Raw genomic sequence first — 22,457 nt, forward strand, 5'->3', positions numbered from 1 at the left:
GGGGGTGCCGGAAGAGCCGGGGGACAATGTCCGCGACGAGAGAGGGACGGTACGCCGGTGCAGTGGAGCTTGGTCATCCCCCTGAAGCCCTTGGCGCTGGCCAAGAGCAGGCTCGCGGACACCGCCGGCGACGCCCTGCGTCCGGGCCTGGCCCTGGCCTTCGCCGTGGACACCGTGACGGCCGCGCTGGCCTGTGCCGCGGTGCGCGATGTGGCAGTGGTCACGGACGACGTACTGGCCGGACGCGAACTCGCGGCGCTCGGCGCGCGCGTCGTCGCCGACGAGCCCCGCGCGGGGCTGAACGCCGCGCTGGCGCACGGGGCGGCCGACGTGCGCGCGAGGCGGCCCGACGGCGCGGTGGCCGCTCTCAACGCCGATCTTCCGGCACTGCGTCCGGCGGAATTGACCCGCGTCCTGGACGCCGCCGCGGAATTCCCCCGTGCTTTTCTCCCCGATGCGGCCGCAATCGGCACCACTCTTCTCGCGGTGGCCGCCGGCCGTGAATTGCTCCCCGCTTTCGGCGCCGATTCCCGCGCCCGTCACCGCGCGTCGGGCGCCGTGGAACTCCGGCCGACGGCGGTGGATTCCGTACGCCAGGACGTGGACACCGGCGAGGACCTGCGGGCGGCGCTGGCGCTGGGGGTGGGCCCTCGAACGGCCGCCGCGGCCGCGCGCCTGCTGATTCCGGGGCAGTAGGCTGCCGGTCATGCAGGCCACCGCATACACCTACGATCCCGGCACCCGCAGCGGACAGGTGCTGCTGGACGACGGCACCCCGGTGCCCTTCGACGCGCCGGCGTTCGACGCGGGCGGGCTGAGGCTGCTGCGCCCCGGGCAGCGCGTGCGGATCGAGACCGAGGGCGACGGGGACTCCCGGCGCATCACCCTGATCACCCTCCAGACCTTCTGATCCTCCAGGCCTTCCGGGCTTCCGGGCTTCCGGGCTTCCGGCCCGGCAGGGTCCAGGGAACCGCGGCGGAAAACGCCGCGGGCCGGACTCCGTGGGGAGTCCGGCCCGGCGCGTGAGTGCCGTGAACGCGTGCGCCTCAGCGAGCAGTGGTCTTCTTGGCGGCGGTCTTGCGGGCGCTCGACTTCTTGGCGGGGGCCTTCTTGGCCGTCACCTTCTTCGCCGGAGCCTTCTTGGCGGTGCTCTTCTGGGCCGTGGCCGTCTTCGCGGTGGTCTTCTTGGCGGCCGCCGTCGTCGTCTTGGCGGTCGACTTCTTCGCGGTCGTCTTCTTCGCGGCGCCCGTGGCCTTCTTCGCGGCGGCCGTCGTCTTCTTCGCCGGGGCGGCCTTCTTCGCGGCGGCCGTCGCCCTCTTCGCCGGGGCGGCCTTCTTCGCGGCGGCCTTCTTGACCGTGGCGGTGGCGCCGCCGGTCAGGCTGCCCTTGGGGGCCTTCTTGACGGCGACCTCGCCGCCGCGCGGGAGCTTCTTCGAACCGCTGACCAGGTCCTTGAAGCCCTGGCCCGCGCGGAATCGCGGCACGGACGTCTTCTTGACCCGAACCCGCTCGCCCGTCTGGGGGTTGCGGGCGTAGCGGGCCGGACGGTCGACCTTCTCGAACGAACCGAAGCCGGTGACCGAGACCCTGTCCCCCGCGACGGTCGCGCGGACGATGGCGTCCAGGACCGCGTCGACCGCGTCGGCGGCCTGCTGGCGACCGCCGAGCTTGTCGGCAATCGCTTCTACGAGCTGCGCCTTGTTCACGTCTTCCCCTTCGGAGACATTGCCAGAACGAAAGTGTTCAAGCGTTTTCGCACGTTAGGCAGATATATACCGCAAATCAAACACGAAACGGGCTAATCACCCTTGTGCCGCAACGAACTCGGTTGCTCCGGAGACGATCAACGCTCCTCTTCCGGGACGCGTCCCGCGTCGAGGTCCGCCATGAACCGCTCCAGCCGCCTTGTCGCGTCGGCGAGATCGTGTTTGGCCGCGGCCGTAATGACCAGCAGCTTCCGGGCCAGCGCCATCCGTACGCCCTCCGGGACTTGCAGTGCGCGCACTCTTGCGTGCGCTTCCTTGAGCTGGTTCGCGACCGCCGTATAGAGCTCGAGTTGGCCGTCGTGTCCCATGCACAGATTGTGCCATCTGGGGCGAGTTGTCGCCCCCGCAGGGGGCAACTGGCGCCCGGCGCGGCGCGTCCGGCACCTCGGCAGATCACGTCCCGGTTGATCACCTACCCCGGCAACCACCCCTCTAACGTGGGAAGTTGTCGGCGGGGGCGCGGATCCGCGGGCGCGGACGGACGCAGACACGGCCGTACCCCCGATCGGGCCGATCGGGGGTACGGAGGGGGTTCGGGGTGGCCGGAATTCGACCAGGGCCGGTCGTCCCGGCCGGCGGTCAGACCTGGAGCGTCCTCGGCTTGTACGACGGCCGCTTGGCCTCGTAGGCGGCGATGTCGGCCTCGTTCTGGAGCGTGATCGAGATGTCGTCCAGCCCGTTCAGCAGCCGCCAGCGGGCGTTCTCGTCGAGTTCGAAGGGGGCGGTGATGCCTTCGGCCCGCACTTCGCGCCGCTCGAGGTCGACCGTGATCTCGACCGTGGGGTCCTGCTCGGTCAGCTCCCACAGCGCGTCCACGGTCTTCTGCTCCAGGAGGACCGTGAGCAGGCCGTTCTTCAGCGAGTTGCCGCGGAAGATGTCGGCGAAGCGGGAGGAGATCACGGCCTTGAAGCCGTAGTTCTGGAGCGCCCAGACGGCGTGTTCGCGGGAGGAGCCGGTGCCGAAGTCGGGGCCGGCGACCAGGACGGTCGCGCCCTCGCGCTCGGGCTGGTTGAGGACGAAGGACCCGTCCTTGCGCCAGGCCTCGAACAGCCCGTCCTCGAATCCGTCCCGCGTGACCTTCTTGAGCCAGTGGGCGGGGATGATCTGGTCGGTGTCGACGTTGGAGCGGCGCAGCGGGACGGCCCGGCCGGTGTGCGTGGTGAATGCTTCCATGGCTGATCAGACTCCAGCGGGCGTACGGGTCTCGGCGTCGGACAGGTCGGCCGGGGAGGCCAGGTGGCCCAGGACGGCCGTGGCGGCTGCGACCTGGGGCGACACCAGGTGCGTGCGTCCGCCCTTGCCCTGCCTGCCCTCGAAGTTGCGGTTGGAGGTGGACGCGGAGCGCTCGCCCGGGGCCAGCTGGTCGGGGTTCATGCCCAGGCACATCGAGCAGCCCGCGTGCCGCCATTCGGCGCCGGCCTCCTTGAAGACGACGTCCAGGCCCTCGGAGACGGCCTGGAGGCCGACCCGCGCGGAGCCGGGGACGACCAGCATCCGTACGCCGTCGGCGACTTTGCGGCTCCGGACGATCTCGGCGGCGGCGCGCAGGTCCTCGATCCGTCCGTTGGTGCAGGAACCCACGAAAACGGTGTCCACCTTGATGGAGCGCAGCGGCTGCCCGGCCTCCAGCCCCATGTACTCCAGGGCCTTCTCGGCGGCGAGGCGCTCCGAGGCGTCCTCGTACGAGGCGGGGTCGGGGACCGCGGCCGAAAGCGGCGCGCCCTGGCCGGGGTTGGTGCCCCAGGTGACGAACGGCGACAGCTCGTCGGCCTTGATGACGACCTCGGCGTCGAACGCGGCGTCCTCGTCCGTCCTCAGCGTCTTCCAGTACGCGACGGCGGCGTCCCAGTCCTCGCCCTCCGGGGCGTGCGGGCGGCCCTTGAGGTACGCGAACGTGGTCTCGTCGGGGGCGATCATGCCCGCGCGGGCGCCGGCCTCGATCGACATGTTGCAGATGGTCATCCGGGCCTCCATCGAGAGCTTCTCGATGGCGGAGCCGCGGTACTCCAGGACGTAGCCCTGGCCGCCGCCGGTGCCGATCCTCGCGATGATCGCCAGGATCAGGTCCTTGGCGGTGACGCCGTCGGGCAGTTCGCCGTCGACGGTGATCGCCATGGTCTTCGGGCGGGCCATCGGCAGCGTCTGGGTGGCCAGCACGTGCTCGACCTGCGAGGTGCCGATGCCGAAGGCCAGGCCGCCGAAGGCGCCGTGGGTGGAGGTGTGCGAGTCGCCGCAGACGACGGTCATGCCGGGCTGGGTCAGTCCGAGCTGCGGGCCGACGACGTGCACGACGCCCTGCTCGACGTCGCCGAGCGGGTGCAGCCGCACGCCGAACTCGGCGCAGTTCTTGCGCAGCGTCTCGAGCTGGACGCGCGAGACCGGGTCCGCGATCGGCTTGTCGATGTCGAGGGTCGGGGTGTTGTGGTCCTCGGTGGCGATGGTGAGGTCGAGGCGGCGCACCTGCCGGCCGCTCTTGCGGAGGCCGTCGAAGGCCTGCGGGCTGGTCACCTCGTGCAGCAGGTGCAGATCGATGAAGAGGAGGTCGGGCTCGCCCTCGGCGCGCCGGACGACGTGGTCGTCCCAGACCTTCTCCGCGAGTGTCCTACCCATCGCTTTCCCTCCGACCGGCAAGCCGCGCCGGCCCAACTAGAGATCTTGTGGAGGCGACGAAGCGCCCCTCCGGCTGACCGGCCGCCCCTGCTTCCCGGGCGCCCGCCGCCTGGCCCGTTGGTCCTCGGGCCGCTGTGTGTCCAAGGGTCGCGCGTCTCACGGAAAATTGAACTTGCGTTTCACAGAGTGAGACGGGAATATCGTTTCATGGACAACAGTAGCGGCGTCGGCGTTCTGGACAAGGCAGCCCTCGTCCTGAGCGCCCTGGAGTCCGGTCCGGCCACCCTCGCAGGCTTGGTCGCTGCCACCGGACTCGCACGACCCACGGCCCACCGTCTGGCCGTGGCCCTGGAACACCACCGTATGGTGGCGCGGGACATGCAGGGCCGTTTCATCCTCGGCCCGCGCCTGGCCGAACTGGCCGCGGCCGCGGGCGAGGACCGCCTGCTCGCGACCGCCGGCCCGGTGCTCACCCACCTGCGTGACATCACGGGCGAGAGCGCCCAGCTCTACCGCCGCCAGGGCGACATGCGCATCTGCGTCGCCGCGGCGGAGCGCCTGTCCGGCCTGCGGGACACGGTCCCGGTCGGCTCGACGCTCACGATGAAGGCCGGGTCCTCGGCACAGATCCTGATGGCCTGGGAGGAGCCCGAGCGCCTCCACCGCGGCCTCCAGGGCGCCCGCTTCACGGCGACGGCCCTGTCGGGCGTACGGCGCCGGGGCTGGGCCCAGTCGATCGGCGAGCGGGAGCCGGGCGTCGCGTCCGTCTCCGCGCCGGTGCGCGGGCCGTCCAACCGGGTGGTGGCCGCCGTCTCGGTGTCCGGCCCCATCGAGCGCCTGAGCCGCCACCCGGGCCGGATGCACGCCCAGGCGGTCATCGACGCGGCGGGCCGCCTGTCGGAGGCGCTGCGCCGCACCGGCTGACGCGGGAAACCGGAAGCCGAGAGCCGGAATCCGGAAGCCGGAAGCCGCAGGACAGGGAAGCAGGAAGACAGGGAACCGAGCGGGCCTCAACGCCGCGGCACGCTCGGCTCCCGGAACCCCTACGCCGCCGGGGCGCGCCAGGCGAGCCGGTCCTTCCCGGTCCGTCCCCGCTCCGCCAGCGGCACCTGGCCGTGCGCCGCCGCGAGCCCGAACGCCGGCATGTCGCCGTAGATCGCCTCGTACCGCCCCTCCGGCACGACGTACGCCTCGTGCCAGATCCCCACGTGTCCGCGCGCCTTCCCGCCCCGCTCCATGCGGTTGACCCGGGCCCACACCTCGCGGTGGAAGGCGTCGGGCGCGCTCGCGTAGGCGTACAGCTTCTCCGCCGACTCCCAGTACTGGACGACGTAGTACGTCCGCGGCGAGGCCGTCAGCAGCACGCGGGAGAGCAGCCCGCGGGCCGGGTCCTTCTTCAGTTCGGCCAGCATGCGGAACATCGCCAGCATGACCGGGATCCACTGGTGCACGGCCCGGAAGTGGTTGACGCGCATCCCGATGAGCAGGACGACGACGTCACCGCGGGCGTCGGCGGTGGTGCGGCCGGCAGCTGCGGTGCGGCCGGCGGTGGGCTTCGCGGACATGTGCTCCCCCTCGTTGGCTAGCGACGCTCTCCAAGTTGTCCTGCTTGGATAGTGCCGCTGACCAAGGAGGGCCGCAAGGGATGCGACTGGCCGAGCTGAGCGAACGCAGCGGGGTGTCCACCGCGACGATCAAGTACTACCTGCGCGAGGGCCTGCTGCGGCCCGGCCGTCAGGTCAACGCGACGACCTCCGAGTACGACGGGGAGCACCTGCGGCGACTGCGGCTGGTGCGGGCGATGATCCAGGTGGGCGGGGTGCCGGTGGCCACGGTCCGCGAGGTCCTCGGGCATGTCGACGACGACTCCCTGGGCCGCACGATCCGCCTCGGCGCGGCCCTGTGGGCCCTCCCCCAGGTGCCCGAGCCGGACGCCGACGACGAACACCTCCAGGCCGCCCACCGCGAGGCGGGCGAACTCCTGCGGGCCCTGGGCTGGCAGAACGCCGAACTACTCACCAGCATCTCGCCCGCCTACCGCTCACTGGTGGTGGCGGTGGCCGCGATGCGGCGGCTCGGCTACGACTGGGACGCCGAACTCCTCGTCCCCTACGCCCGGTTGATGCACCGGGCAGCCGTCCTCGACCTCGATTTCGTGGAGACGCGGGAGTCGGAGGCGGAGCGGGTCGAGGCGGCCGTGCTGAGCGCGATCCTGGTCGAGCCGATGCTCCAGTCCCTGCACCGGCTGGCCCAGGAGGAGGAGTCGGCCAGGCGGTACGGATTCGAGTGAGCCGTGCCGAGCCCGAGCCGATGACGGTGGGTGCCGGTGCCGGTGCCGGGAAACGGCGAAGGCCCTCCACCGAAGTGGAGGGCCTTCCCTGATGCGTACCCCCGACCGGATTCGAACCGGCGCTACCGCCTTGAGAGGGCGGCGTGCTAGGCCGCTACACAACGGGGGCCTGGACACTGCGTTTCCGCAGGTCCGAGCTGGTCTACCTGGACTCGAACCAAGACTAACTGAACCAGAATCAGTCGTGCTGCCAATTACACCATAGACCAAAGTGGTTTAGACCAGACAGTACCCCCGACCGGATTCGAACCGGCGCTACCGCCTTGAGAGGGCGGCGTGCTAGGCCGCTACACAACGGGGGCCCTAGCGATCCTGCATCGACGACAACGGGTGCGACCCGGACTGTCACCGCGGGAAGGATCTGTACCCCCGACCGGATTCGAACCGGCGCTACTGCCTTGAGAGGGCAGCGTGCTAGGCCGCTACACAACGGGGGCTTTGCGGATGTCATCCGCGATGCAGATACCGTGCTGGATTTCACAACATCTGCGAGCTGGCCTACCTGGACTCGAACCAAGACTAACTGAACCAGAATCAGTCGTGCTGCCAATTACACCATAGGCCACTGGAACTCAAGCCCCGGAGGGGATCTTGTTCTAGTTCGCTCCCCCGGGTCCCGGCCTTTCGGCCCGCTCCCCGGCGGCGCAGGAAGAACATTACCCGAAGGTGGACTGCGCTCCAAAACGGGTATCGGCGCCGAGGAGGGCGGGCAGTTCGGCGAGGGTGGCGATCCGGTGGCGCCCCGACGGGAGGTCGACGGCGGCCGTGCCGCCGAAGCGGTCGATCCACACCGAGAGCAGGCCGGCGTCCGCCGCGCCCCGGCCGTCGATCTCCGGATGGTCGCCGACGTACGCCACCTCGTGCGGGGGCAGGTCCAGGGCCTCGCAGGCCGCGAGGAAGGCCTCGGCCTGCGGCTTGGAGACGCCCAGCTCGGCCGCGCACAGGATGGACTCGAAGCGGTCGTGGACGCCGAGGACACGCAGCTTGCGGTCCTGGACGTGGATGCTGGAGTTGGAGAGCACCGCGTGCCGGTGGCTGGTGGCGAGGGCGTCCAGGACGGGCAGGACGTCCGGGAAGAGGGCCCAGGCGGTCTCGTAGTGCACGAGGTAGCGCCGGAACCAGGCGTCGGCCTCGGTGTCGTCCATCTCCCGTTCCAGGAAGGCGCGGACCCGGTCGCGGCGCTGCTCCTCGAAGGTGAGGCCGCCGGCGGAGAAGCGCGCCCACTGCTGGTGGGTCACCTCCCGCCACCGCTCCAGGGCCCGCTCTGCGGTGCCGTACCGGTCGAGGAGGCCCTCCGCCGCGAGGTGGCCCCGCATCCCCTCGCGGTCGGCGGTCGTGTAGTCGAAGAGGGTGTCGTCGACGTCCCAGACGACGGCTGTGATCGCCATGACACCGACGGTACCCGGACCGGCCGGGGGTCCGGGGGCCGTCCCCCGATGTGAGCAGCGTCGAAGAGGGTGCCGTCGACGTCCCGGACGACCGCGTGACCGCCGTGACACCGACGGTGACGCGCGGGCGGGGCGCGTGTCCGGTGGGCCGGTGGGCCGGTGGGCCGGTGGAACGAGGAAGGTGCGGCACCCGAACGGGGTGCCGCACCTCACGGGGGTGGGACGGGTCAGGCGGTGAGCCTGGCCAGGGCCGCGTCGATGCGGGCCAGCGACTTCTCCTTGCCCAGGACCTCCAGGGACTCGAAGAGGGGCAGGCCGACCGTGCGGCCGGTGACGGCGACGCGGACCGGCGCCTGGGCCTTGCCGAGCTTGAGGCCGTGGGCCTCGCCGGCGGCCAGGACGGCCTCCTTGAGCGACTCCGGGCTGGTCCAGTCGGCCGCGTCCAGCTTCTCGCGGGCCGTGGCGAGGAGGGCGTCCGAGCCCTCCTTCATCGCCTTCGTCCAGCTCGCCTCGTCGACGGCCGGCTCGGCGAGGAAGAGGAAGTCGACGTTGTCGGTGATCTCGGAGAGGACCTTGAGGCGGGTCTGCGCGTGCGGCGCGATGGCCTGCCACTTCGTCTCGTCGAAGTCCTCCGGCGCCCAGGGGGCGAACGGGGCCCCCAGCCACGGACGGCAGCGCTCGGTGAAGTCCTCCACCCCCAGCAGGCGGATGTGGTCGGCGTTGATCGCCTCGCACTTCTTCAGGTCGAAGCGCGCCGGGTTGGGGTTGACGTCGCCGATGTCGAAGGCCGCGACCATCTCGTCCATCGTGAAGATGTCCTGGTCGGCCGAGAGGGACCAGCCGAGCAGCGAGAGGTAGTTGAGCAGGCCCTCGGGGAGGAAGCCGCGCTCCCGGTAGAGGTTGAGCGACGACTCCGGGTCGCGCTTGGAGAGCTTCTTGTTGCCCTCGCCCATCACGTACGGCAGGTGGCCGAAGGCGGGGATCTCCTTGGCGACGCCCAGCTCGATCAGCGCCTTGTACAGGGCGATCTGGCGGGGGGTGGAGGAGAGCAGGTCCTCGCCGCGCAGGACGTGGGTGATCTCCATGAGGGCGTCGTCGACCGGGTTGACCAGCGTGTAGAGCGGGGCGCCGTTGGCGCGGACGATGCCGTAGTCCGGGACGTTCTCCGGGGTGAAGGTCAGCTCGCCGCGGACCAGGTCCGTGAAGGTGATCGCCTCGTCGGGCATCCGGAAGCGGACGATCGGGATGCGGCCCTGCGCCTGGTACTCCTCGACCTGCGCGGCGGTCAGCTCGCGGCAGTGGCCGTCGTAGCCGGAGGGCCGGCCGGCGGCGCGGGCGGCCTCGCGGCGGGTGTCCAGCTCCTCCTGGGAGCAGTAGCAGCGGTAGGCGTGGCCGGCGGCGAGGAGCCGGTCGGCGACGTCCTTGTACAGGTCCATCCGCTGCGACTGGCGGTACGGCGCGTGCGGGCCGCCGATCTCGGGACCCTCGTCCCAGTCGAAGCCGAGCCAGCGCAGCGAGTCCAGGAGCTGCTCGTAGGACTCCTCGGAGTCGCGGGCCGCGTCGGTGTCCTCGATGCGGAAGACCAGGGTGCCCTGGTGGTGCTTGGCGAACGCCCAGTTGAACAGGGCGGTGCGGACCAGGCCCACGTGGGGGTTACCGGTGGGCGACGGACAGAAACGGACGCGTACGGGGGAGCCGGGTGCGCTAGCCACGCTTGACAACCTTGTTGGTGAGAGTGCCGATGCCTTCGATGCTGACGGAGACCTCGTCGCCGACAGCGAGCGGGCCGACCCCTGCCGGGGTGCCCGTGAGGATCACGTCGCCGGGGAGCAGCGTCATGGCCTCGGTGATGTTGACGATCAGATCCTCGATCGAGTGGATCATCTCGCTGGTGCGGCCCAGCTGCCGCTGCTGCCCGTTGACCGTCAGCTGGACGGTGAGGTCGTTCGGGTCCAGGTCGGTCTCCACCCAGGGGCCGAGCGGGCAGGCGGAGTCGAAGCCCTTGGCCCTGGCCCACTGCTTCTCGCGCTTCTGGACGTCGCGCGCCGTGATGTCGTTGGCGCAGGTGTAGCCGAAGATCACGTCCTTGACGCGCTCCCGCGGCACCTCGCGGCACATCCGGCCGATGACCACGGCCAGTTCCGCCTCGTGGTGGAGGTCCTCGGAGAAGGACGGGTACCGGATGTCGTCCCCGGGTCCGACCACGGAGGTGGACGGCTTGAAGAAGGCGAACGGGGCGTCGGGCACCTCGTTGCCGAGTTCGCGTGCGTGCTCGGCGTAGTTGCGGCCGAAGGCCACGACCTTGCTGGGAAGCACGGGCGGCAGGAGCCGGACCTTGCTCAGCGGCACCTTCGTGCCGGAGAGCTCGTGTTCCGTGAACGGGATGCCCTTGATGATGTCGAGGACGAGCTCGTCCGGCTTGTCGCCCTCGACCGCGCCGAAGGCGACGTTCCCGTCGATGGAGAACCTGGCGATGCGCACGGGTTGGTTGGCCCCTTGGTGAGCTGGCTGGAGTCTGACGCTCCAGGCTAACGCGGAAGGGCGTCCCCGGCCGGGGACGCCCTTGACATTCGGGGCCGCCGCCTTGAACATGCGGCGGCGGCTGCGCGTACTTATCCGGCGGAGGGGGCCGCGGGGACGTCGACGAGGACGGTGCGCCTGGGGTTGGCGGTCTGGGCCGGAAGGTCGACGGAGTGCTCCTGCTGCTCCGGGAGCTGCAGTTCGTCGGCGGCCTTGAGGTGCGCCAGCGTCGTGCGCCGCGGGTTGGCGATCTTGTGGAACATCGTCGTCGTCTTCACTGTGGTGGTGAACCCTGTCCTGTCGGGCGCGCCGGGCGGCCGCGGGAGCCCCCGTGAGCGCGTCTTGTCGGTTTTGCCATGTCGGTAAAGCGTCAGGCTAAACACGCGATTCCCGGAGAACGCGTGGAGGTCCCATGATCAAGGTGTGAGTTTGCTCACGAAGCAGCGCTCAAACCGGTCAATCCAGACTCTCGAGCGACCGCTACGAAACGGACATTGCACACCTGAAGCTCTCATTCCGCTCCTGATCATGGCGACTGGGACACCTCTCGCGACCCGAGCGTTCGCCCCCTTACGGGTGAATTGCCCGGGATCACTTTCTACGTCTGGTGATGCGCCACTCACCCGCTGTCACGGATGTCACAGCCCGGCCAACAAGCCTTGTTGGAGATCCTGCACTGTGCTGGAATTCCACGGACCGCCGCGGGAACGAGCCGGCGCGCAGGGCGCACAGCAGCGCCGAGCGGCGGCTGGAAGGGGGAACCAGCGCCGGTACTCACGACCAATCGGGGGGCGTATTCAGGGCGCCCCTCAAGACGCCGACACCGTCCTTCCGTTCACGCGGAGGGGCGCCTGGTCCAGAGGTTGCGACGCTAGTGCAGGGACGTTTCAAGAGGGATGGCAGCGCTTCGGCCGAGCCGGAGCCGCACGGCGGGACTGGCCCGATGGCCGGCGGCTCCTCGCCCCAGCACGCCCAGAACCCGGGCCAGGCCGCGTCCGGTGACGGCGGTGAGCGCCCCGGCGCGTCCGCGTCGCCGAGCACCCCGACCCCCGTGGTCAAGCCGCCGGCCGGCACTCCCGGCCCCGGACCGCGCGTGGCCCTGCGCAACTGGCGCATCTCCACGCGTCTGGTCGCGCTGCTGACACTGCCCGTGGTCGCGGCCACCACGCTGGGCACGCTCCGCATCAACCAGTCCATGGACGACATCCAGCAGCTCGACAACATGAAGCTGCTGACGGACATGACCAAGCAGGCGACCGAGCTGGCCATCCGGCTCCAGGACGAGCGCGACAAGTCCGCCGGCCCCCTCGCCCACGGCAAGACCGCCGCCGACTTCACGGTCAAGGGCGCCCGAGAGAAGACCGACCAGTCGCTCACCGCCTTCAAGGACGCCTCCGAGGAGATCGACGCCTCCAGCACGGACGGCAACCTCCAGGGCGTCCGCGACAGCCTCGTGGGTCTCCTCAGCGACCTCGGCAACCTCGCGAAGGTCCGCAAGACGGCCTTCGCGGAGCAGAAGAACTCCGCCCAGACGGTGGAGGCCTACCACCGCCTCATCAGCCACCTGCTCGACCTCTCGCAGGACATGGCGCAGGCCACCAGCAACCCGGACATCATCCAGCGCACCCGCGCGCTGGCCGCCTTCTCCGCCGCCAAGGAGTACGCCTCCGTCCAGCGCGCCGCCCTCGCCGCCGCGCTGCCGGTCAACGCCGACACCTACGGCGAGATATCGGAGAACGACCGGCAGTACGCCGAGGCCGCGCTGGAGAACCAGGACTCCGAACTCGCCAGCTTCCGCAGCATCTACGGCGACGAGGGCGCCGAGGAACTGCTCCAGCCCATCGAGCAGGGCAGCCCGACCATCGAGGACGCCGACACGTACGCCACGCGTGCGCTCAGCTCCCCCACCGGTCTGCGGTCACTGGACAAGCGGTCGTACCAGGACTGGTTCGACGCCAGCACGACCAAGATCCGGCAGATGAACAACATCGAGACCACGCTGCTCGAGGACATGGAGCAGAAGGCCCGTGAGCTGCGCGCCGAGTCCGAGCGCGAGGCGATCATCTCCGGTGCGCTGATCCTGCTGGTGCTCGGTGTGTCGCTGGTCGGCGCGTTCGTCGTCGCCCGGTCCATGATCCGCTCGCTGCGCCGGCTCCAGGAGACGGCCACCAAGGTCGCCCAGGACCGGCTGCCCGAGCTGGTCAAGCAGCTGTCCGAGTCCGACCCGCAGGACGTCGACACGTCCGTGGAGTCGGTCGGTGTGCACTCCCGGGACGAGATCGGCCAGGTGGCCGCGGCCTTCGACGACGTGCACCGCGAGGCCGTCCGCCTCGCCGCCGAGCAGGCCCTGCTGCGGGGCAACGTCAACGCGATGTTCACCAACCTCTCGCGCCGCTCCCAGGGCCTCATCCAGCGTCAGCTCTCGCTCATCTCCGAACTGGAGTCGCGCGAGGCCGACCCGGACCAGCTGTCCTCGCTGTTCAAGCTCGACCACCTCGCGACCCGTATGCGCCGGAACGGCGAGAACCTCCTCGTCCTCGCCGGTGAGGAGCCCGGCCGCCGCTGGACCCGCCCGGTCCCGCTGGTCGACGTGCTCCGCGCCGCCGCCTCCGAGGTGGAGCAGTACGAGCGCATCGAGCTGTCCTCCGTGCCGACCACCGAAGTGGCCGGCCGGGTCGTCAACGACCTCGTGCACCTCCTCGCCGAGCTGCTCGAGAACGCGACCTCGTTCTCCTCCCCGCAGACCAAGGTCAAGGTCACCGGTCACGCGCTGCCCGACGGCCGCGTCCTGATCGAGATCCACGACACCGGCATCGGCCTCTCCCCCGAGGACCTCGCCGCGATCAACGAGCGGCTCGCGTCGCCGCCCACCGTGGACGTCTCCGTCTCCCGCCGCATGGGCCTCTTCGTGGTCGGCCGGCTGTCGCAGCGGCACGGCATCCGCATCCAGCTCCGCCCGTCCGACTCCGGTGGCACGACCGCGCTGGTCATGCTGCCCGTGGACGTCGCCCAGGGCGGCAAGAAGCCGCAGCCCAAGCCCGGTCAGGGCGGCGTGTCCGGCGGCCCCGCCGCCGCGCAGGCCGCCGCCGGTGTAGCCGCGGCCCGTCGTCAGAGCGGCCAGGGCGGTGCCCTCGGCGCCGGCCCCGGCACGGGTGGTCTGCTCGGCGCGGGCCAGGGCCCTCGGGCCGCGCTGCCCGGCCGTGACGGCGGTGGCCGTCCCGGTGCGCCGCGCGGGCCGCAGGGTCCGGCCTCGCCCGCGCAGGGCCGCCCGGCTCCGGCCGGCGCCGGCTTCGGCGGTCAGGCCCCGGGTGCGCCGCAGGGTTTCCCGTCGGCCGGTGCCGGTACGCAGGGCCAGGGCCAGGACCTGTTCGGCGCCGGGCGTCCGCCCGCGCCGCGCCAGAACGACAACCGCGGTGAGCAGGGCGGCCGTGGCCGTCAGCCGCAGCTGCCGCCGCGCGGCGGTCCGCGCGCCGAGCTGCCGGGCGGCAACCCGCAGCCCCGCGGCACGAGCTGGGGCGACGAGAACGCCCAGCCGCCGGTCGCGCGCACTCCGCTGGACGCCCCGCGCGGGCACGACGAGCCCGATGTCGCGCAGACCTCGCAGATGCCGCGCGTCGACGACCGCCAGGGCCCCGGCGCCACCGCCGAGATCCCGCGGATCGACGAGCACCAGGGTCCGGCCGGTCCCGCGGACTTCGCGCGCCCCGGCACGAGCGGCCCGCAGCACACCGGTCAGTACCAGGACACGGGCCAGTACACCGGCCTGAACGGCGCCCAGGACACGGGCCAGTTCCCGGCTCCGGGCGCGGGCGGCGGGCAGGACGGCTTCGTCCGCAACGACGTCTTCGGCACGCCGGGCGGGCAGAACGCGCCGGCGGGTCCGGGCCGGTTCGCCGCTCCGCAGGGCTACGACAACGGCTCCACCGGCCAGTACCCGGCCCCCGGCCACGACGGCTCCGGCACCGGTCAGTTCCCGGCCCCCGGCCAGAACGGTTCCGGCACCGGTCAGCACGCGCTGCCCGGCCGCCAGGACCCCTCGTCCACGGGCCGGTTCGACCGTCCCCAGAACACCGGCGGCGGCAACGGCGACGGCAGCGGCTACGGTTACCCGCAGCAGCAGCCCGGCCTGCCGCGTCCCGCCGCCCGCCCCGAGCCGGAGGCCCTGCCGCCGGCCGGTCCGGGGGACGGCCGCACCCCGCTGTTCGACACCCTGGAGACCAACTGGTTCCACGGACAGCAGGCGGGCGGAAACGGCAACGGCTCGGCCCCCACGCCGCAGCCCCAGCAGCCGCAGGCTCCGGCTGCTCCCCAACGTCCCGCGGCGACGGGCGCCTCCTGGCGCACCTCGCCGAACGACGAGCTCGTCCGTCAGGCCGAGCGCGTCCGGCAGCCCGCCGCGGGCGGCGTCACCACCTCCGGCCTGCCGCGCCGGGTGCCCAGGGCGAACCTCGTCCCGGGCACGGCTCAGCAGCAACAGCACCAAACCGGTCCGCAGGTCTCGCGTGCGCCTGACGACGTACGCGGACGGCTGACCAATCTCCGTCGGGGCATCGCACAGGGTAGGCAGGCCGGCAACGGCCCGCAGACCGGCAGTTTCCCCAGCCCCACTCACCAGCAGGAGCGTTAGTTGAGCCAGATGAGCCAGGCGGCACAGAATCTGAACTGGTTGATCACCAACTTCGTGGACAACACCCCCGGGGTGTCCCACACCGTTGTCGTGTCCGCCGACGGCCTCCTGCTCGCCATGTCCGAGGGCTTCCCGCGCGACCGTGCCGACCAGCTGGCGGCCGTCGCGTCGGGCCTCACCTCGCTGACGGCGGGCGCCTCCCGGATCTTCGAGGGCGGCAGCGTGGCCCAGACGGTCGTCGAGATGGAGAGGGGTTTCCTCTTCCTCATGTCCGTCTCGGACGGCTCGTCCCTCGCCGTGCTCGCGCACCCCGAGTGCGACATCGGCCTCGTCGGCTACGAGATGGCGCTCCTGGTCGACCGCGCGGGTGCGGTGCTGACGCCCGACCTGCGCGCCGAGCTACAGGGCAGTCTGCTCCACTGACCCGCCCGGGTACCACCCGCCTCACGAAATCACCGTCCGGCCGACACAACCCCCCCACCGGCCTCGACGGACGGCACGACTGACCGAGACTTGCTGTCCCGCCCGGAGGATTCATGACCCCGCCCACCGCCTCTCATGATCCGTACGCGGAGCCGTACGGGGACGAGGGCGACCAGCCGCTGGTACGTCCGTACGCGATGACCGGCGGCCGGACCCGGCCGCGCTACCAGCTCGCCATCGAGGCGCTGATCAGCACGACGGCCGACCCGGCAGCGCTCATGGGGCTGCTCCCCGAGCACCAGCGCATCTGCCACCTCTGCCGTGAGGTGAAGTCGGTCGCGGAGGTCTCGGCCCTCCTCGCCATGCCGCTGGGTGTGGCTCGGATCCTCGTGGCGGACCTCGCCGAAGCCGGACTGGTGGCCATTCACCAGCCGGGCGGCGACGAGAACAACGGTGGCGCACCTGACGTGACGCTGCTCGAAAGGGTGCTCAGTGGACTTCGCAAGCTCTGACGGAGGGCGGGCCACCACCTCCGCGAAGATCGTGGTGGCGGGTGGCTTCGGCGTGGGCAAGACCACGTTCGTGGGCGCCGTCTCCGAGATCAACCCGCTGCGCACGGAGGCCGTGATGACGTCCGCGAGCGCGGGCATCGACGACCTCACCCACACCGGGGACAAGACCACCACCACGGTGGCCATGGACTTCGGACGCATCACGCTGGACCAGGACCTGATCCTGTACCTGTTCGGTACGCCGGGTCAGGACCGCTTCTGGTTCATGTGGGACGACCTGGTGCGCGGTGCCATCGGCGCCGTGGTGCTGGTGGACACCCGTCGGCTGGCCGACTGCTTCCCGGCGGTGGACTACTTCGAGAACTCGGGTCTGCCGTTCGTCGTCGCCCTCAACGGCTTCGACGGTCAGCAGCCGTACCAGCCGGAGGAGGTCCGCGAGGCGCTGCAGATCGGTCCCGACACCCCGATCATCACGACCGACGCGCGGCACCGTTCGGACGCCAAGTCGGCGCTGATCACGCTGGTGGAACACGCGCTCATGGCGCGCCTGCGGTAGGCAGGCCCCCTGCAGGCAGCACCGTGCGCCGGTCGTCGCAGGCGTTGCGGAGCCGGCCGTGGCCTTGGACACGGCCGGCTCCGGTGTTCATAACGTTTCGGCAGAGGAATCGGGTGACGGCGCCACGCGTCGCGGTCATTCGGTGTCGCTGCGCGCACGAAAGCCCCGCCATTTGGCGGGGCTTGCTCTTTTTGACCGTTTTATCTGGGGTTTACATCACAGCGAACCGGCACTTCTCCATGTTTGGAACTGCACTGGTCGTCATGCTGGAATGCCTGAACTGCCCAATAGTCAATGACGTACTCATGGTCGATGGCTGACCGGGCTCTGAGACACTGCGGCACGACGAAGGTGCCGACCGCCGAGAGGTTGTTGGTCGAGTGAGGCGAAGCAAGAAAAGTCCCGAGCCGGCGGCCCGGGGCAACTTCACCCCGCCGCCGCGCGGAGCGGCACCCTCCCCTGTGCCCGGTCCGGAGCCGATGGCCGCGCCCGCGAAGAGCGGCGGCCGCCTCTCCCCGCGCAACTGGCGGGTGCCCACCAGGCTGAACGCGATCCTGCTCATACCCGTGCTGGTCGGCCTCGTCATGGGCGGCTTCCAGGTGAAGGGCTCGATCGACACCTGGCAGGAGGCCGAGGACGCGCAGAAGACCGCGCAGCTGGTGCGCGCCTCCCTCCTCTACGCCGACGCCCTCTACAACGAGCGCGACGTCAGCGCCGCACCGCTGCTGCTGAACAAGGACGAGGACGTCGTCACCGACGCCCGCAAGAAGACGGACCAGGCGGCCGACGCCTTCGACGAGGCCGCGCAGGACATGCCGCAGAAGGCCGGCCTCCAGCGCCGCCTGAAGCTGTTCCGCGACCAGGAGCCCACGCTCCAGACGCTGCGGGCCGGCGCCTACGTCTCCCCCAAGCTCACCGGCGTCATGACCGAAGAGGGCTACACGACGATCGCGCACCCCTTGATGGAGTTCGCGAACGAGCTCGGCCTGGGCACCGGAAACATCACCAGCTACGGCCGTACGGTCTACGCGATCTCGCTCACCAAGGCGGCGCTGTCGCTGGAGCGCTCCATCGGCATGCACCTGCTGGTCAAGCCCGGACCCGGCAAGAGCAGTTTCGCCAGCCAGAAGGTCGCCCTCTCCTCGTACGCCTACCTCGAGCGGATCGCGCTCGAGGAGTACACCGGCGGTGGCACCGAGGCCGACGCGCAGAAGCTCGAGGAAGCCAGGGCGCAGATCGAGACGGACGGCGCGGCGATGGCCAAGGACGCCGCGGCCGAGGACCCGGACTACGTGGCCCCGCCGTCCAACCCCACCGACATGATCTCGGCCATCGCGACGCTGCCGTCCACGGACGCGGGCGACCGCCAGGCGATCGCCGCGCGCGGTGTCACCGCGGAGAACTGGTGGGCGGTCAACACCCTCAAGTACAACGCGTACCTGAAGATCGAGACGGACCTGACCGACAAGGCGGTGAGCGAGGCCGCCCAGATCGCCGACGACGCCAGGCAGTCCGCGATCATCACCGGTGCCGCCGTCGTCATCGCCCTGCTCGCCGCGTTCATCCTGGCCGGCATGGTGGCCCGCCAGATGAGCCGTTCCATGCGCCAGCTGCGCAACGCCGCCTTCGGCATCGCCGAGCAGCGGCTGCCGATGCTGGTCGACCAGCTCTCGCGGACCGACCCCGGCCGGGTCGACACCCGGGTGGCGCCGATCCCGATCAGCACCACGGACGAGATCGGCGAGGTCGCCCGCGCCTTCGACCAGGTCCACCGCGAGGCCGTCCGGCTCGCCGCCGAGCAGGCCCTGCTGCGGGGCAACATCAACGCGATCTTCACCAACCTCTCGCGCCGCAACCAGTCCCTGATCGAGGGCCAGCTCACCCTGATCACCGACCTGGAGAACAACGAGGCCGACCCGGACCAGCTGGAGAACCTCTTCCGTCTGGACCACCTCGCGACCCGCATGCGCCGCAACGGCGAGAACCTCCTGGTCCTCGCCGGCGAGGAGCCGGGCCGCCGCTGGGACCAGCCGGTTCCGCTGGTCGACGTGCTGCGCGCCGCCTCCTCCGAGGTGGAGCAGTACGAGCGCATCGAGCTGTCGGGCGTTCCGGAGGCCGAGATCCACGGCCGTGCCGTGACCGACCTCGTGCACCTGCTGGCCGAGCTCCTGGAGAACGCCACCACGTTCTCCTCCCCGCAGACCAAGGTCCGCGTCACCGCGACCCGTCTCCCCGACGGCCGCGTGATGATCGAGATCCACGACAAGGGCATCGGCCTCACCGCCGAGGACTTCGCGGACATCAACCACAAGCTGGCCAACCCGCCGACCGTGGACGCCGCGATCTCGCAGCGCATGGGCCTGTTCGTGGTCGGCCGGCTGTCCGACCGGCACGGCATCCGGGTCCAGCTGCGCCCCTCGGGCGAGCAGGCCGGCACCACCTCGCTGGTCATGCTGCCCGACGCGATCACCCACGGTGGCGGTGGCGAGCAGCCCGAGCGCGACGACTTCACCGTCTCGCAGATCATCCCGGAGCAGCGGTTCCCGGGTGAGGACTTCAACCACCAGCCGCTGCGCACGGCGGCCGAGCTGGGCTTCGACGACAGCCAGTACGTGGAGGTCCCCGACGACCCGCGCGACCTGGACCCGGTCGGCCGCTCCCTGACGCGCGAGGACCACCGCGCGGCCCCGGACTCCCCGGCGCCGGAGGGGCCCGACCAGCAGCGGCCCGCCGCGACGCCCGCGTACGGCGACGGTTTCGACCAGCCGCAGCAGCAGTCCGCGTTCGACGCCTCCCCCGACGGCTACGCCCCGGCGCGGGGCGGCTACGACAACGGCGCGACCGGCTACGCCGACCAGTCGCCGGCGTACGACCGCCAGACGTCGTACGAGGAGCAGCGGCAGACGTCGTACGAGGACCCGTACGGCACGTCCAACGGCGGTGTGCCGCAGGGCGAGGCCTTCCCGTCCGACGGCACGGGGTCGCGGGACGGTGCCTTCGGGCAGCACGGCGGCTACCCCGACCCCGCCTATGCGGAGGGCGTCCAGGAGGAGCGGGCGCCGGAACGGCAGGCCGCGCCGGAGGGCTTCCAGCCGTACGGGGAGCAGCCCTACCAGGACGACTGGCCGCAGCAGAGCGGTTACCAGAACGGCTACCCGGACCAGTACGCTCCGCAAGCGGAACCGGCGCAGGCCGCTGACGCCGGTGAGCGGGACAGCGTAGGCTTCGAACGTCCGGGACCGGCATCCGCCGCCCACGAGCTGACCGACGCCGGACTGCCCCGCCGCGGATCCCCCGCGGCGAACGGTGCGCGGCCCGTGGCCCAGGAAGCGCCGGCCCCCGTCGCGGACGGCCCCGCCGACTGGCGTTCGGCGAACGACGAGCGCTGGCAGCAGGCCGCCCAGCTCAAGAAGCCGAAGGCGGGCGGAGTCACCTCCTCCGGTCTGCCGCGTCGGGTGCCCAAGGCCAATCTGGTCGAGGGCACCGCCGAGAGCACCCCCCAGGGAGGCCCCCAGGTCTCCCGCGCCCCGGAGGACGTCCGAGGCAGGTTGAGCAACCTGCGCCGGGGCGTCCAGCGCGGACGCAACGCAGGAAGTGAACCGAACGGTCAGGCCAGGAATCAGCACAGTGGTCCTGACAGCACCTACGACCAGGAGCGTTAGTGTGAGCCCGATGAGCCAGGCGGCACAGAACCTGAACTGGTTGATCACCAACTTCGTGGACAACACCCCGGGGGTGTCCCACACGGTGGTGGTCTCCGCCGACGGACTCCTTCTGGCGATGTCCGAAGGCTTCCCCCGCGACCGTGCCGACCAGCTCGCGGCCGTCGCCTCCGGTCTGACGTCGCTGACGGCAGGCGCCTCCCGGATCTTCGAGGGCGGCAGCGTGAACCAGACGGTTGTGGAGATGGAGCGGGGATTCCTGTTCCTCATGTCCATCTCCGACGGTTCGTCGCTCGCGGTTCTCGCCCACCCCGAGGCGGACATCGGCCTCATCGGGTACGAGATGGCCCTTCTGGTGGACCGTGCCGGTACGGTCCTGACGCCCGACCTTCGGGCGGAGCTCCAGGGGAGCCTTCTCAACTAACAGACGGACGGTGCGTTTTGGCGTCCCGAGGCCATAAGGTTTCGGGACGCGGCTTCCACGTGACGGATGCCAGGCACAGTCGGAGGAGGAGAAAAAGTGGCAACACCCCCAGACGGTTCCCCTGCGGGCAACTGGTCGTACGGCCCTGCCCAGGGCCAGGGCGACGGTTCGCAGAACCCGAACCACTACGCCTTCCCCTCCGCTCCGAACCAGCGTCAGCCGTACGCGCCCCAGGGGCCGCAGGGCCCCGGGTACTCGCCGTACGACCAGCCGCACCAGCCGCACATCCAGCCCGTGCAGCCGCAGCGCCGCGCCCCCGAACCGGCGCCCGCCGGGGCGTCGCACAACCCCTTGGTGCGTCCGTACGCCATGACCGGCGGCCGGACTCGCCCGCGGTACCAGCTCGCCATCGAGGCGCTGGTGCACACCACCGCGGCTCCGCACCAGATGCAGGGGCAGCTGCCCGAGCATCAGCGGATCTGCAACCTCTGCCGGGAGATCAAGTCGGTGGCCGAGATCTCGGCCCTCCTGACGATCCCTCTCGGTGTGGCCAGGATCCTCGTCGCCGACTTGGCGGAGGCGGGACTGGTCGCCATCCATCAGCCCGGCGGCGACGAGAGCGCCGGCGGCCAGCCAGACGTGACACTGCTCGAAAGGGTGCTCAGTGGACTTCGCAAGCTCTAGCGGCGGTCCTTCCCGCTCCACCACCTCGGCGAAGATCGTGGTGGCGGGTGGCTTCGGCGTGGGCAAGACCACGTTCGTCGGGGCCGTCTCGGAGATCAACCCGCTGCGTACCGAGGCCGTCATGACGTCTGCTTCGGCAGGCATCGACGACCTCACCCACACCGGGGACAAGAAGACCACGACGGTCGCCATGGACTTCGGACGCATCACGCTGGACCAGGACCTGATCCTGTACCTGTTCGGTACGCCCGGTCAGGACCGCTTCTGGTTCATGTGGGACGACCTGGTGCGCGGCGCCATCGGCGCGATCGTCCTGGTGGACACCCGCCGACTCGCCGACTGCTTCCCCGCGGTCGACTACTTCGAGAACTCGGGTCTCCCCTTCGTCATCGCCCTCAACGGCTTCGACGGCAACCAGCCGTACCAGCCGGACGAGGTGCGCGAGGCCCTCCAGATCGGCCCCGACACCCCGATCATCACCACGGACGCCCGCCACCGCGCGGACGCCAAGTCGGCGCTGATCACGCTGGTGGAGCACGCGCTCATGGCGCGCCTGCGGTAGGACTCGACGTGAAGAGGCTCCCGCCCCTCCTCGGGGAGGCGCGGGAGCCTTTTCGCGTCCCCGGCCCCGCGGTGACCGGTCATCGGGGGCCGCCGTACGCGCGAGGACCCCGGCCGCCCGTGGGGCGCCGGGGTCCTCGTCGTGCTCGCGGGCGGTCAGCGCCAGCTGTGCGGGGCGCGGAAGCCGCCCTCGCGCTCCAGGCGGCGCCAGCCGGCCCTGGGGCGGCCGTGGTGGGCCCGGGCGGACTGGTCGGAGGAACGGGAGGCGGCGCGGGCCAGCAGGATCGCCGTGAGGGCGGCGACCTCCTCGGGCTCGGCGTGGCCCTTCTCGACGCGGATGTCAGGCGTGGTCATGGGTTCAGTCTCCGTGAGAG

General features: G+C 71.0%; 22 protein-coding genes and 5 tRNA genes. 12 read left to right on the forward strand and 15 right to left on the reverse strand.

Translation table 11 applies throughout. The features are described from left to right. The first annotated feature begins 57 nt into the window (after positions 1-57). Both cofC and ACF09K_RS00770 read left to right on the forward strand, forming a co-directional pair. Entirely contained in the window at positions 58-696 is a 639-nt protein-coding gene (cofC, locus tag ACF09K_RS00765) for a 2-phospho-L-lactate guanylyltransferase (protein WP_392240328.1), read from the forward strand. A gap of 10 nt (positions 697-706) precedes the next feature. Continuing rightward, positions 707-910 (forward strand): hypothetical protein, encoded by a 204-nt coding sequence (locus ACF09K_RS00770; RefSeq protein WP_392240329.1) that lies wholly within the window; start codon positions 707-709, stop codon positions 908-910. A 136-nt stretch (positions 911-1,046) separates the two neighbouring features. On the opposite strand, the gene ACF09K_RS00775 is transcribed toward ACF09K_RS00770, so the two are convergent. The 4 genes from ACF09K_RS00775 to leuC all read right to left on the reverse strand — a co-directional run bounded on the left by ACF09K_RS00775 (position 1,047) and on the right by leuC (position 4,376). Next, entirely contained in the window at positions 1,047-1,706 is a 660-nt protein-coding gene (locus ACF09K_RS00775; RefSeq protein WP_392240330.1) for an HU family DNA-binding protein, read from the reverse strand. 137 nt (positions 1,707-1,843) lie between these two features. After that, complete coding sequence (locus ACF09K_RS00780; RefSeq protein ID WP_392240331.1) at positions 1,844-2,074, reverse strand: hypothetical protein; 231 nt, start codon at positions 2,072-2,074, stop codon at positions 1,844-1,846. A gap of 271 nt (positions 2,075-2,345) precedes the next feature. Continuing rightward, the gene (gene leuD, locus ACF09K_RS00785) at positions 2,346-2,939 is read right to left on the reverse strand and encodes a 3-isopropylmalate dehydratase small subunit (protein WP_392240332.1); all 594 of its coding nucleotides are present in this window, start codon (positions 2,937-2,939) and stop codon (positions 2,346-2,348) included. A 6-nt stretch (positions 2,940-2,945) separates the two neighbouring features. Then, entirely contained in the window at positions 2,946-4,376 is a 1,431-nt protein-coding gene (leuC, locus tag ACF09K_RS00790; RefSeq protein WP_392240333.1) for a 3-isopropylmalate dehydratase large subunit, read from the reverse strand. A gap of 207 nt (positions 4,377-4,583) precedes the next feature. On the opposite strand from leuC, the gene ndgR reads away from it, so the two are divergent. After that, a complete protein-coding gene (gene ndgR / locus ACF09K_RS00795) occupies positions 4,584-5,300 on the forward strand; it encodes an IclR family transcriptional regulator NdgR (protein ID WP_081219617.1) in 717 nt (238 codons plus the stop codon). A gap of 119 nt (positions 5,301-5,419) precedes the next feature. Here ndgR and ACF09K_RS00800 read toward each other — a convergent pair whose 3' ends face one another. Next, positions 5,420-5,941, reverse strand: a complete 522-nt coding sequence (locus ACF09K_RS00800) for a DUF4188 domain-containing protein (protein ID WP_392240334.1) — start codon at positions 5,939-5,941, stop codon at positions 5,420-5,422. Between the two features lie 80 nt (positions 5,942-6,021). Here ACF09K_RS00800 and ACF09K_RS00805 point away from each other — a divergent pair, with 80 nt between their 5' ends. Then, positions 6,022-6,666 carry a MerR family transcriptional regulator gene (locus tag ACF09K_RS00805; protein WP_392240335.1) on the forward strand — a complete coding sequence of 215 codons (645 nt, stop codon included), beginning with the start codon at positions 6,022-6,024 and terminating at the stop codon, positions 6,664-6,666. Positions 6,667-6,762: 96 nt separating this feature from the next. On the opposite strand, the gene ACF09K_RS00810 is transcribed toward ACF09K_RS00805, so the two are convergent. The 9 genes from ACF09K_RS00810 to ACF09K_RS00850 form a co-directional block, all read right to left on the reverse strand. Continuing rightward, positions 6,763-6,835: transfer RNA gene (locus ACF09K_RS00810), tRNA-Glu, on the reverse strand. Between the two features lie 28 nt (positions 6,836-6,863). Continuing rightward, positions 6,864-6,935 (reverse strand) — tRNA-Gln (locus ACF09K_RS00815). A 20-nt stretch (positions 6,936-6,955) separates the two neighbouring features. Next, a tRNA-Glu gene (locus ACF09K_RS00820) sits at positions 6,956-7,028 on the reverse strand. Positions 7,029-7,090: 62 nt separating this feature from the next. Then, positions 7,091-7,163 (reverse strand) — tRNA-Glu (locus ACF09K_RS00825). A 56-nt stretch (positions 7,164-7,219) separates the two neighbouring features. Beyond that, a tRNA-Gln gene (locus ACF09K_RS00830) sits at positions 7,220-7,291 on the reverse strand. Positions 7,292-7,382: 91 nt separating this feature from the next. Beyond that, the gene (locus ACF09K_RS00835; RefSeq protein ID WP_392240336.1) at positions 7,383-8,114 is read right to left on the reverse strand and encodes an HAD family hydrolase; all 732 of its coding nucleotides are present in this window, start codon (positions 8,112-8,114) and stop codon (positions 7,383-7,385) included. 227 nt (positions 8,115-8,341) lie between these two features. Next, entirely contained in the window at positions 8,342-9,826 is a 1,485-nt protein-coding gene (gene gltX, locus ACF09K_RS00840; RefSeq protein ID WP_392240337.1) for a glutamate--tRNA ligase, read from the reverse strand. Next, complete coding sequence (locus ACF09K_RS00845) at positions 9,819-10,595, reverse strand: fumarylacetoacetate hydrolase family protein (protein WP_392240338.1); 777 nt, start codon at positions 10,593-10,595, stop codon at positions 9,819-9,821. Before ACF09K_RS00845 ends, gltX begins: the two co-directional genes overlap by 8 nt. Positions 10,596-10,726: 131 nt before the next feature. Then, the gene (locus tag ACF09K_RS00850) at positions 10,727-10,912 is read right to left on the reverse strand and encodes a hypothetical protein (RefSeq protein WP_392240339.1); all 186 of its coding nucleotides are present in this window, start codon (positions 10,910-10,912) and stop codon (positions 10,727-10,729) included. 596 nt (positions 10,913-11,508) lie between these two features. Between ACF09K_RS00850 and ACF09K_RS00855 the strand changes: the two genes are divergently transcribed. The 8 genes from ACF09K_RS00855 (at position 11,509) to ACF09K_RS00890 (ending at position 22,084) form a co-directional block, all read left to right on the forward strand. Beyond that, on the forward strand, positions 11,509-15,261 hold the full coding sequence (locus ACF09K_RS00855; protein WP_392240340.1) for a nitrate- and nitrite sensing domain-containing protein: 3,753 nt from the start codon (positions 11,509-11,511) through the stop codon (positions 15,259-15,261). Between the two features lie 9 nt (positions 15,262-15,270). Continuing rightward, complete coding sequence (locus ACF09K_RS00860; protein ID WP_003993189.1) at positions 15,271-15,684, forward strand: roadblock/LC7 domain-containing protein; 414 nt, start codon at positions 15,271-15,273, stop codon at positions 15,682-15,684. Between the two features lie 113 nt (positions 15,685-15,797). Next, positions 15,798-16,196, forward strand: coding sequence for a DUF742 domain-containing protein (locus ACF09K_RS00865; protein ID WP_019058642.1), 399 nt, complete (start codon positions 15,798-15,800; stop codon positions 16,194-16,196). Continuing rightward, complete coding sequence (locus ACF09K_RS00870) at positions 16,177-16,752, forward strand: ATP/GTP-binding protein (protein WP_030793795.1); 576 nt, start codon at positions 16,177-16,179, stop codon at positions 16,750-16,752. The genes ACF09K_RS00865 and ACF09K_RS00870 overlap by 20 nt, the downstream gene beginning before the upstream one ends. A gap of 380 nt (positions 16,753-17,132) precedes the next feature. After that, positions 17,133-20,414: a nitrate- and nitrite sensing domain-containing protein gene (locus tag ACF09K_RS00875; RefSeq protein ID WP_392240341.1), complete on the forward strand. Its 3,282-nt coding sequence runs from the start codon at positions 17,133-17,135 to the stop codon at positions 20,412-20,414. 10 nt (positions 20,415-20,424) lie between these two features. Next, the gene (locus tag ACF09K_RS00880) at positions 20,425-20,838 is read left to right on the forward strand and encodes a roadblock/LC7 domain-containing protein (RefSeq protein ID WP_030948713.1); all 414 of its coding nucleotides are present in this window, start codon (positions 20,425-20,427) and stop codon (positions 20,836-20,838) included. A 96-nt stretch (positions 20,839-20,934) separates the two neighbouring features. Further along, entirely contained in the window at positions 20,935-21,522 is a 588-nt protein-coding gene (locus tag ACF09K_RS00885) for a DUF742 domain-containing protein (RefSeq protein WP_392240342.1), read from the forward strand. Next, positions 21,503-22,084: an ATP/GTP-binding protein gene (locus tag ACF09K_RS00890; RefSeq protein WP_363092071.1), complete on the forward strand. Its 582-nt coding sequence runs from the start codon at positions 21,503-21,505 to the stop codon at positions 22,082-22,084. The genes ACF09K_RS00885 and ACF09K_RS00890 overlap by 20 nt, the downstream gene beginning before the upstream one ends. 155 nt (positions 22,085-22,239) lie before the next feature. Here ACF09K_RS00890 and ACF09K_RS00895 read toward each other — a convergent pair whose 3' ends face one another. Next, positions 22,240-22,437 (reverse strand): acyl-CoA carboxylase subunit epsilon, encoded by a 198-nt coding sequence (locus ACF09K_RS00895; RefSeq protein ID WP_392240343.1) that lies wholly within the window; start codon positions 22,435-22,437, stop codon positions 22,240-22,242. Between the last annotated feature and the right edge of the window lie 20 nt (positions 22,438-22,457).

Origin of the sequence: Streptomyces sp. NPDC014882 (assembly GCF_043081325.1) — a bacterium.
Lineage (GTDB): Bacteria > Actinomycetota > Actinomycetes > Streptomycetales > Streptomycetaceae > Streptomyces.

Bases quoted from the DNA above. Each gene is read 5' to 3' on its own strand.
- ACF09K_RS00770 (WP_392240329.1), top strand. From the start codon at position 707: ATGCAGGCCACCGCATACACCTACGATCCCGGCACCCGCAGCGGACAG.
- ACF09K_RS00780 (WP_392240331.1), bottom strand. From the start codon at position 2,074: ATGGGACACGACGGCCAACTCGAGCTCTATACGGCGGTCGCGAACCAG.
- ACF09K_RS00865 (WP_019058642.1), top strand. From the start codon at position 15,798: ATGACCCCGCCCACCGCCTCTCATGATCCGTACGCGGAGCCGTACGGG.
- ACF09K_RS00835 (WP_392240336.1), bottom strand. From the start codon at position 8,114: ATGGCGATCACAGCCGTCGTCTGGGACGTCGACGACACCCTCTTCGAC.
- ACF09K_RS00800 (WP_392240334.1), bottom strand. From the start codon at position 5,941: ATGTCCGCGAAGCCCACCGCCGGCCGCACCGCAGCTGCCGGCCGCACC.
- ACF09K_RS00860 (WP_003993189.1), top strand. From the start codon at position 15,271: ATGAGCCAGGCGGCACAGAATCTGAACTGGTTGATCACCAACTTCGTG.
- leuC (WP_392240333.1), bottom strand. From the start codon at position 4,376: ATGGGTAGGACACTCGCGGAGAAGGTCTGGGACGACCACGTCGTCCGG.
- ACF09K_RS00805 (WP_392240335.1), top strand. From the start codon at position 6,022: ATGCGACTGGCCGAGCTGAGCGAACGCAGCGGGGTGTCCACCGCGACG.
- ACF09K_RS00880 (WP_030948713.1), top strand. From the start codon at position 20,425: ATGAGCCAGGCGGCACAGAACCTGAACTGGTTGATCACCAACTTCGTG.
- leuD (WP_392240332.1), bottom strand. From the start codon at position 2,939: ATGGAAGCATTCACCACGCACACCGGCCGGGCCGTCCCGCTGCGCCGC.
- ndgR (WP_081219617.1), top strand. From the start codon at position 4,584: ATGGACAACAGTAGCGGCGTCGGCGTTCTGGACAAGGCAGCCCTCGTC.
- ACF09K_RS00895 (WP_392240343.1), bottom strand. From the start codon at position 22,437: ATGACCACGCCTGACATCCGCGTCGAGAAGGGCCACGCCGAGCCCGAG.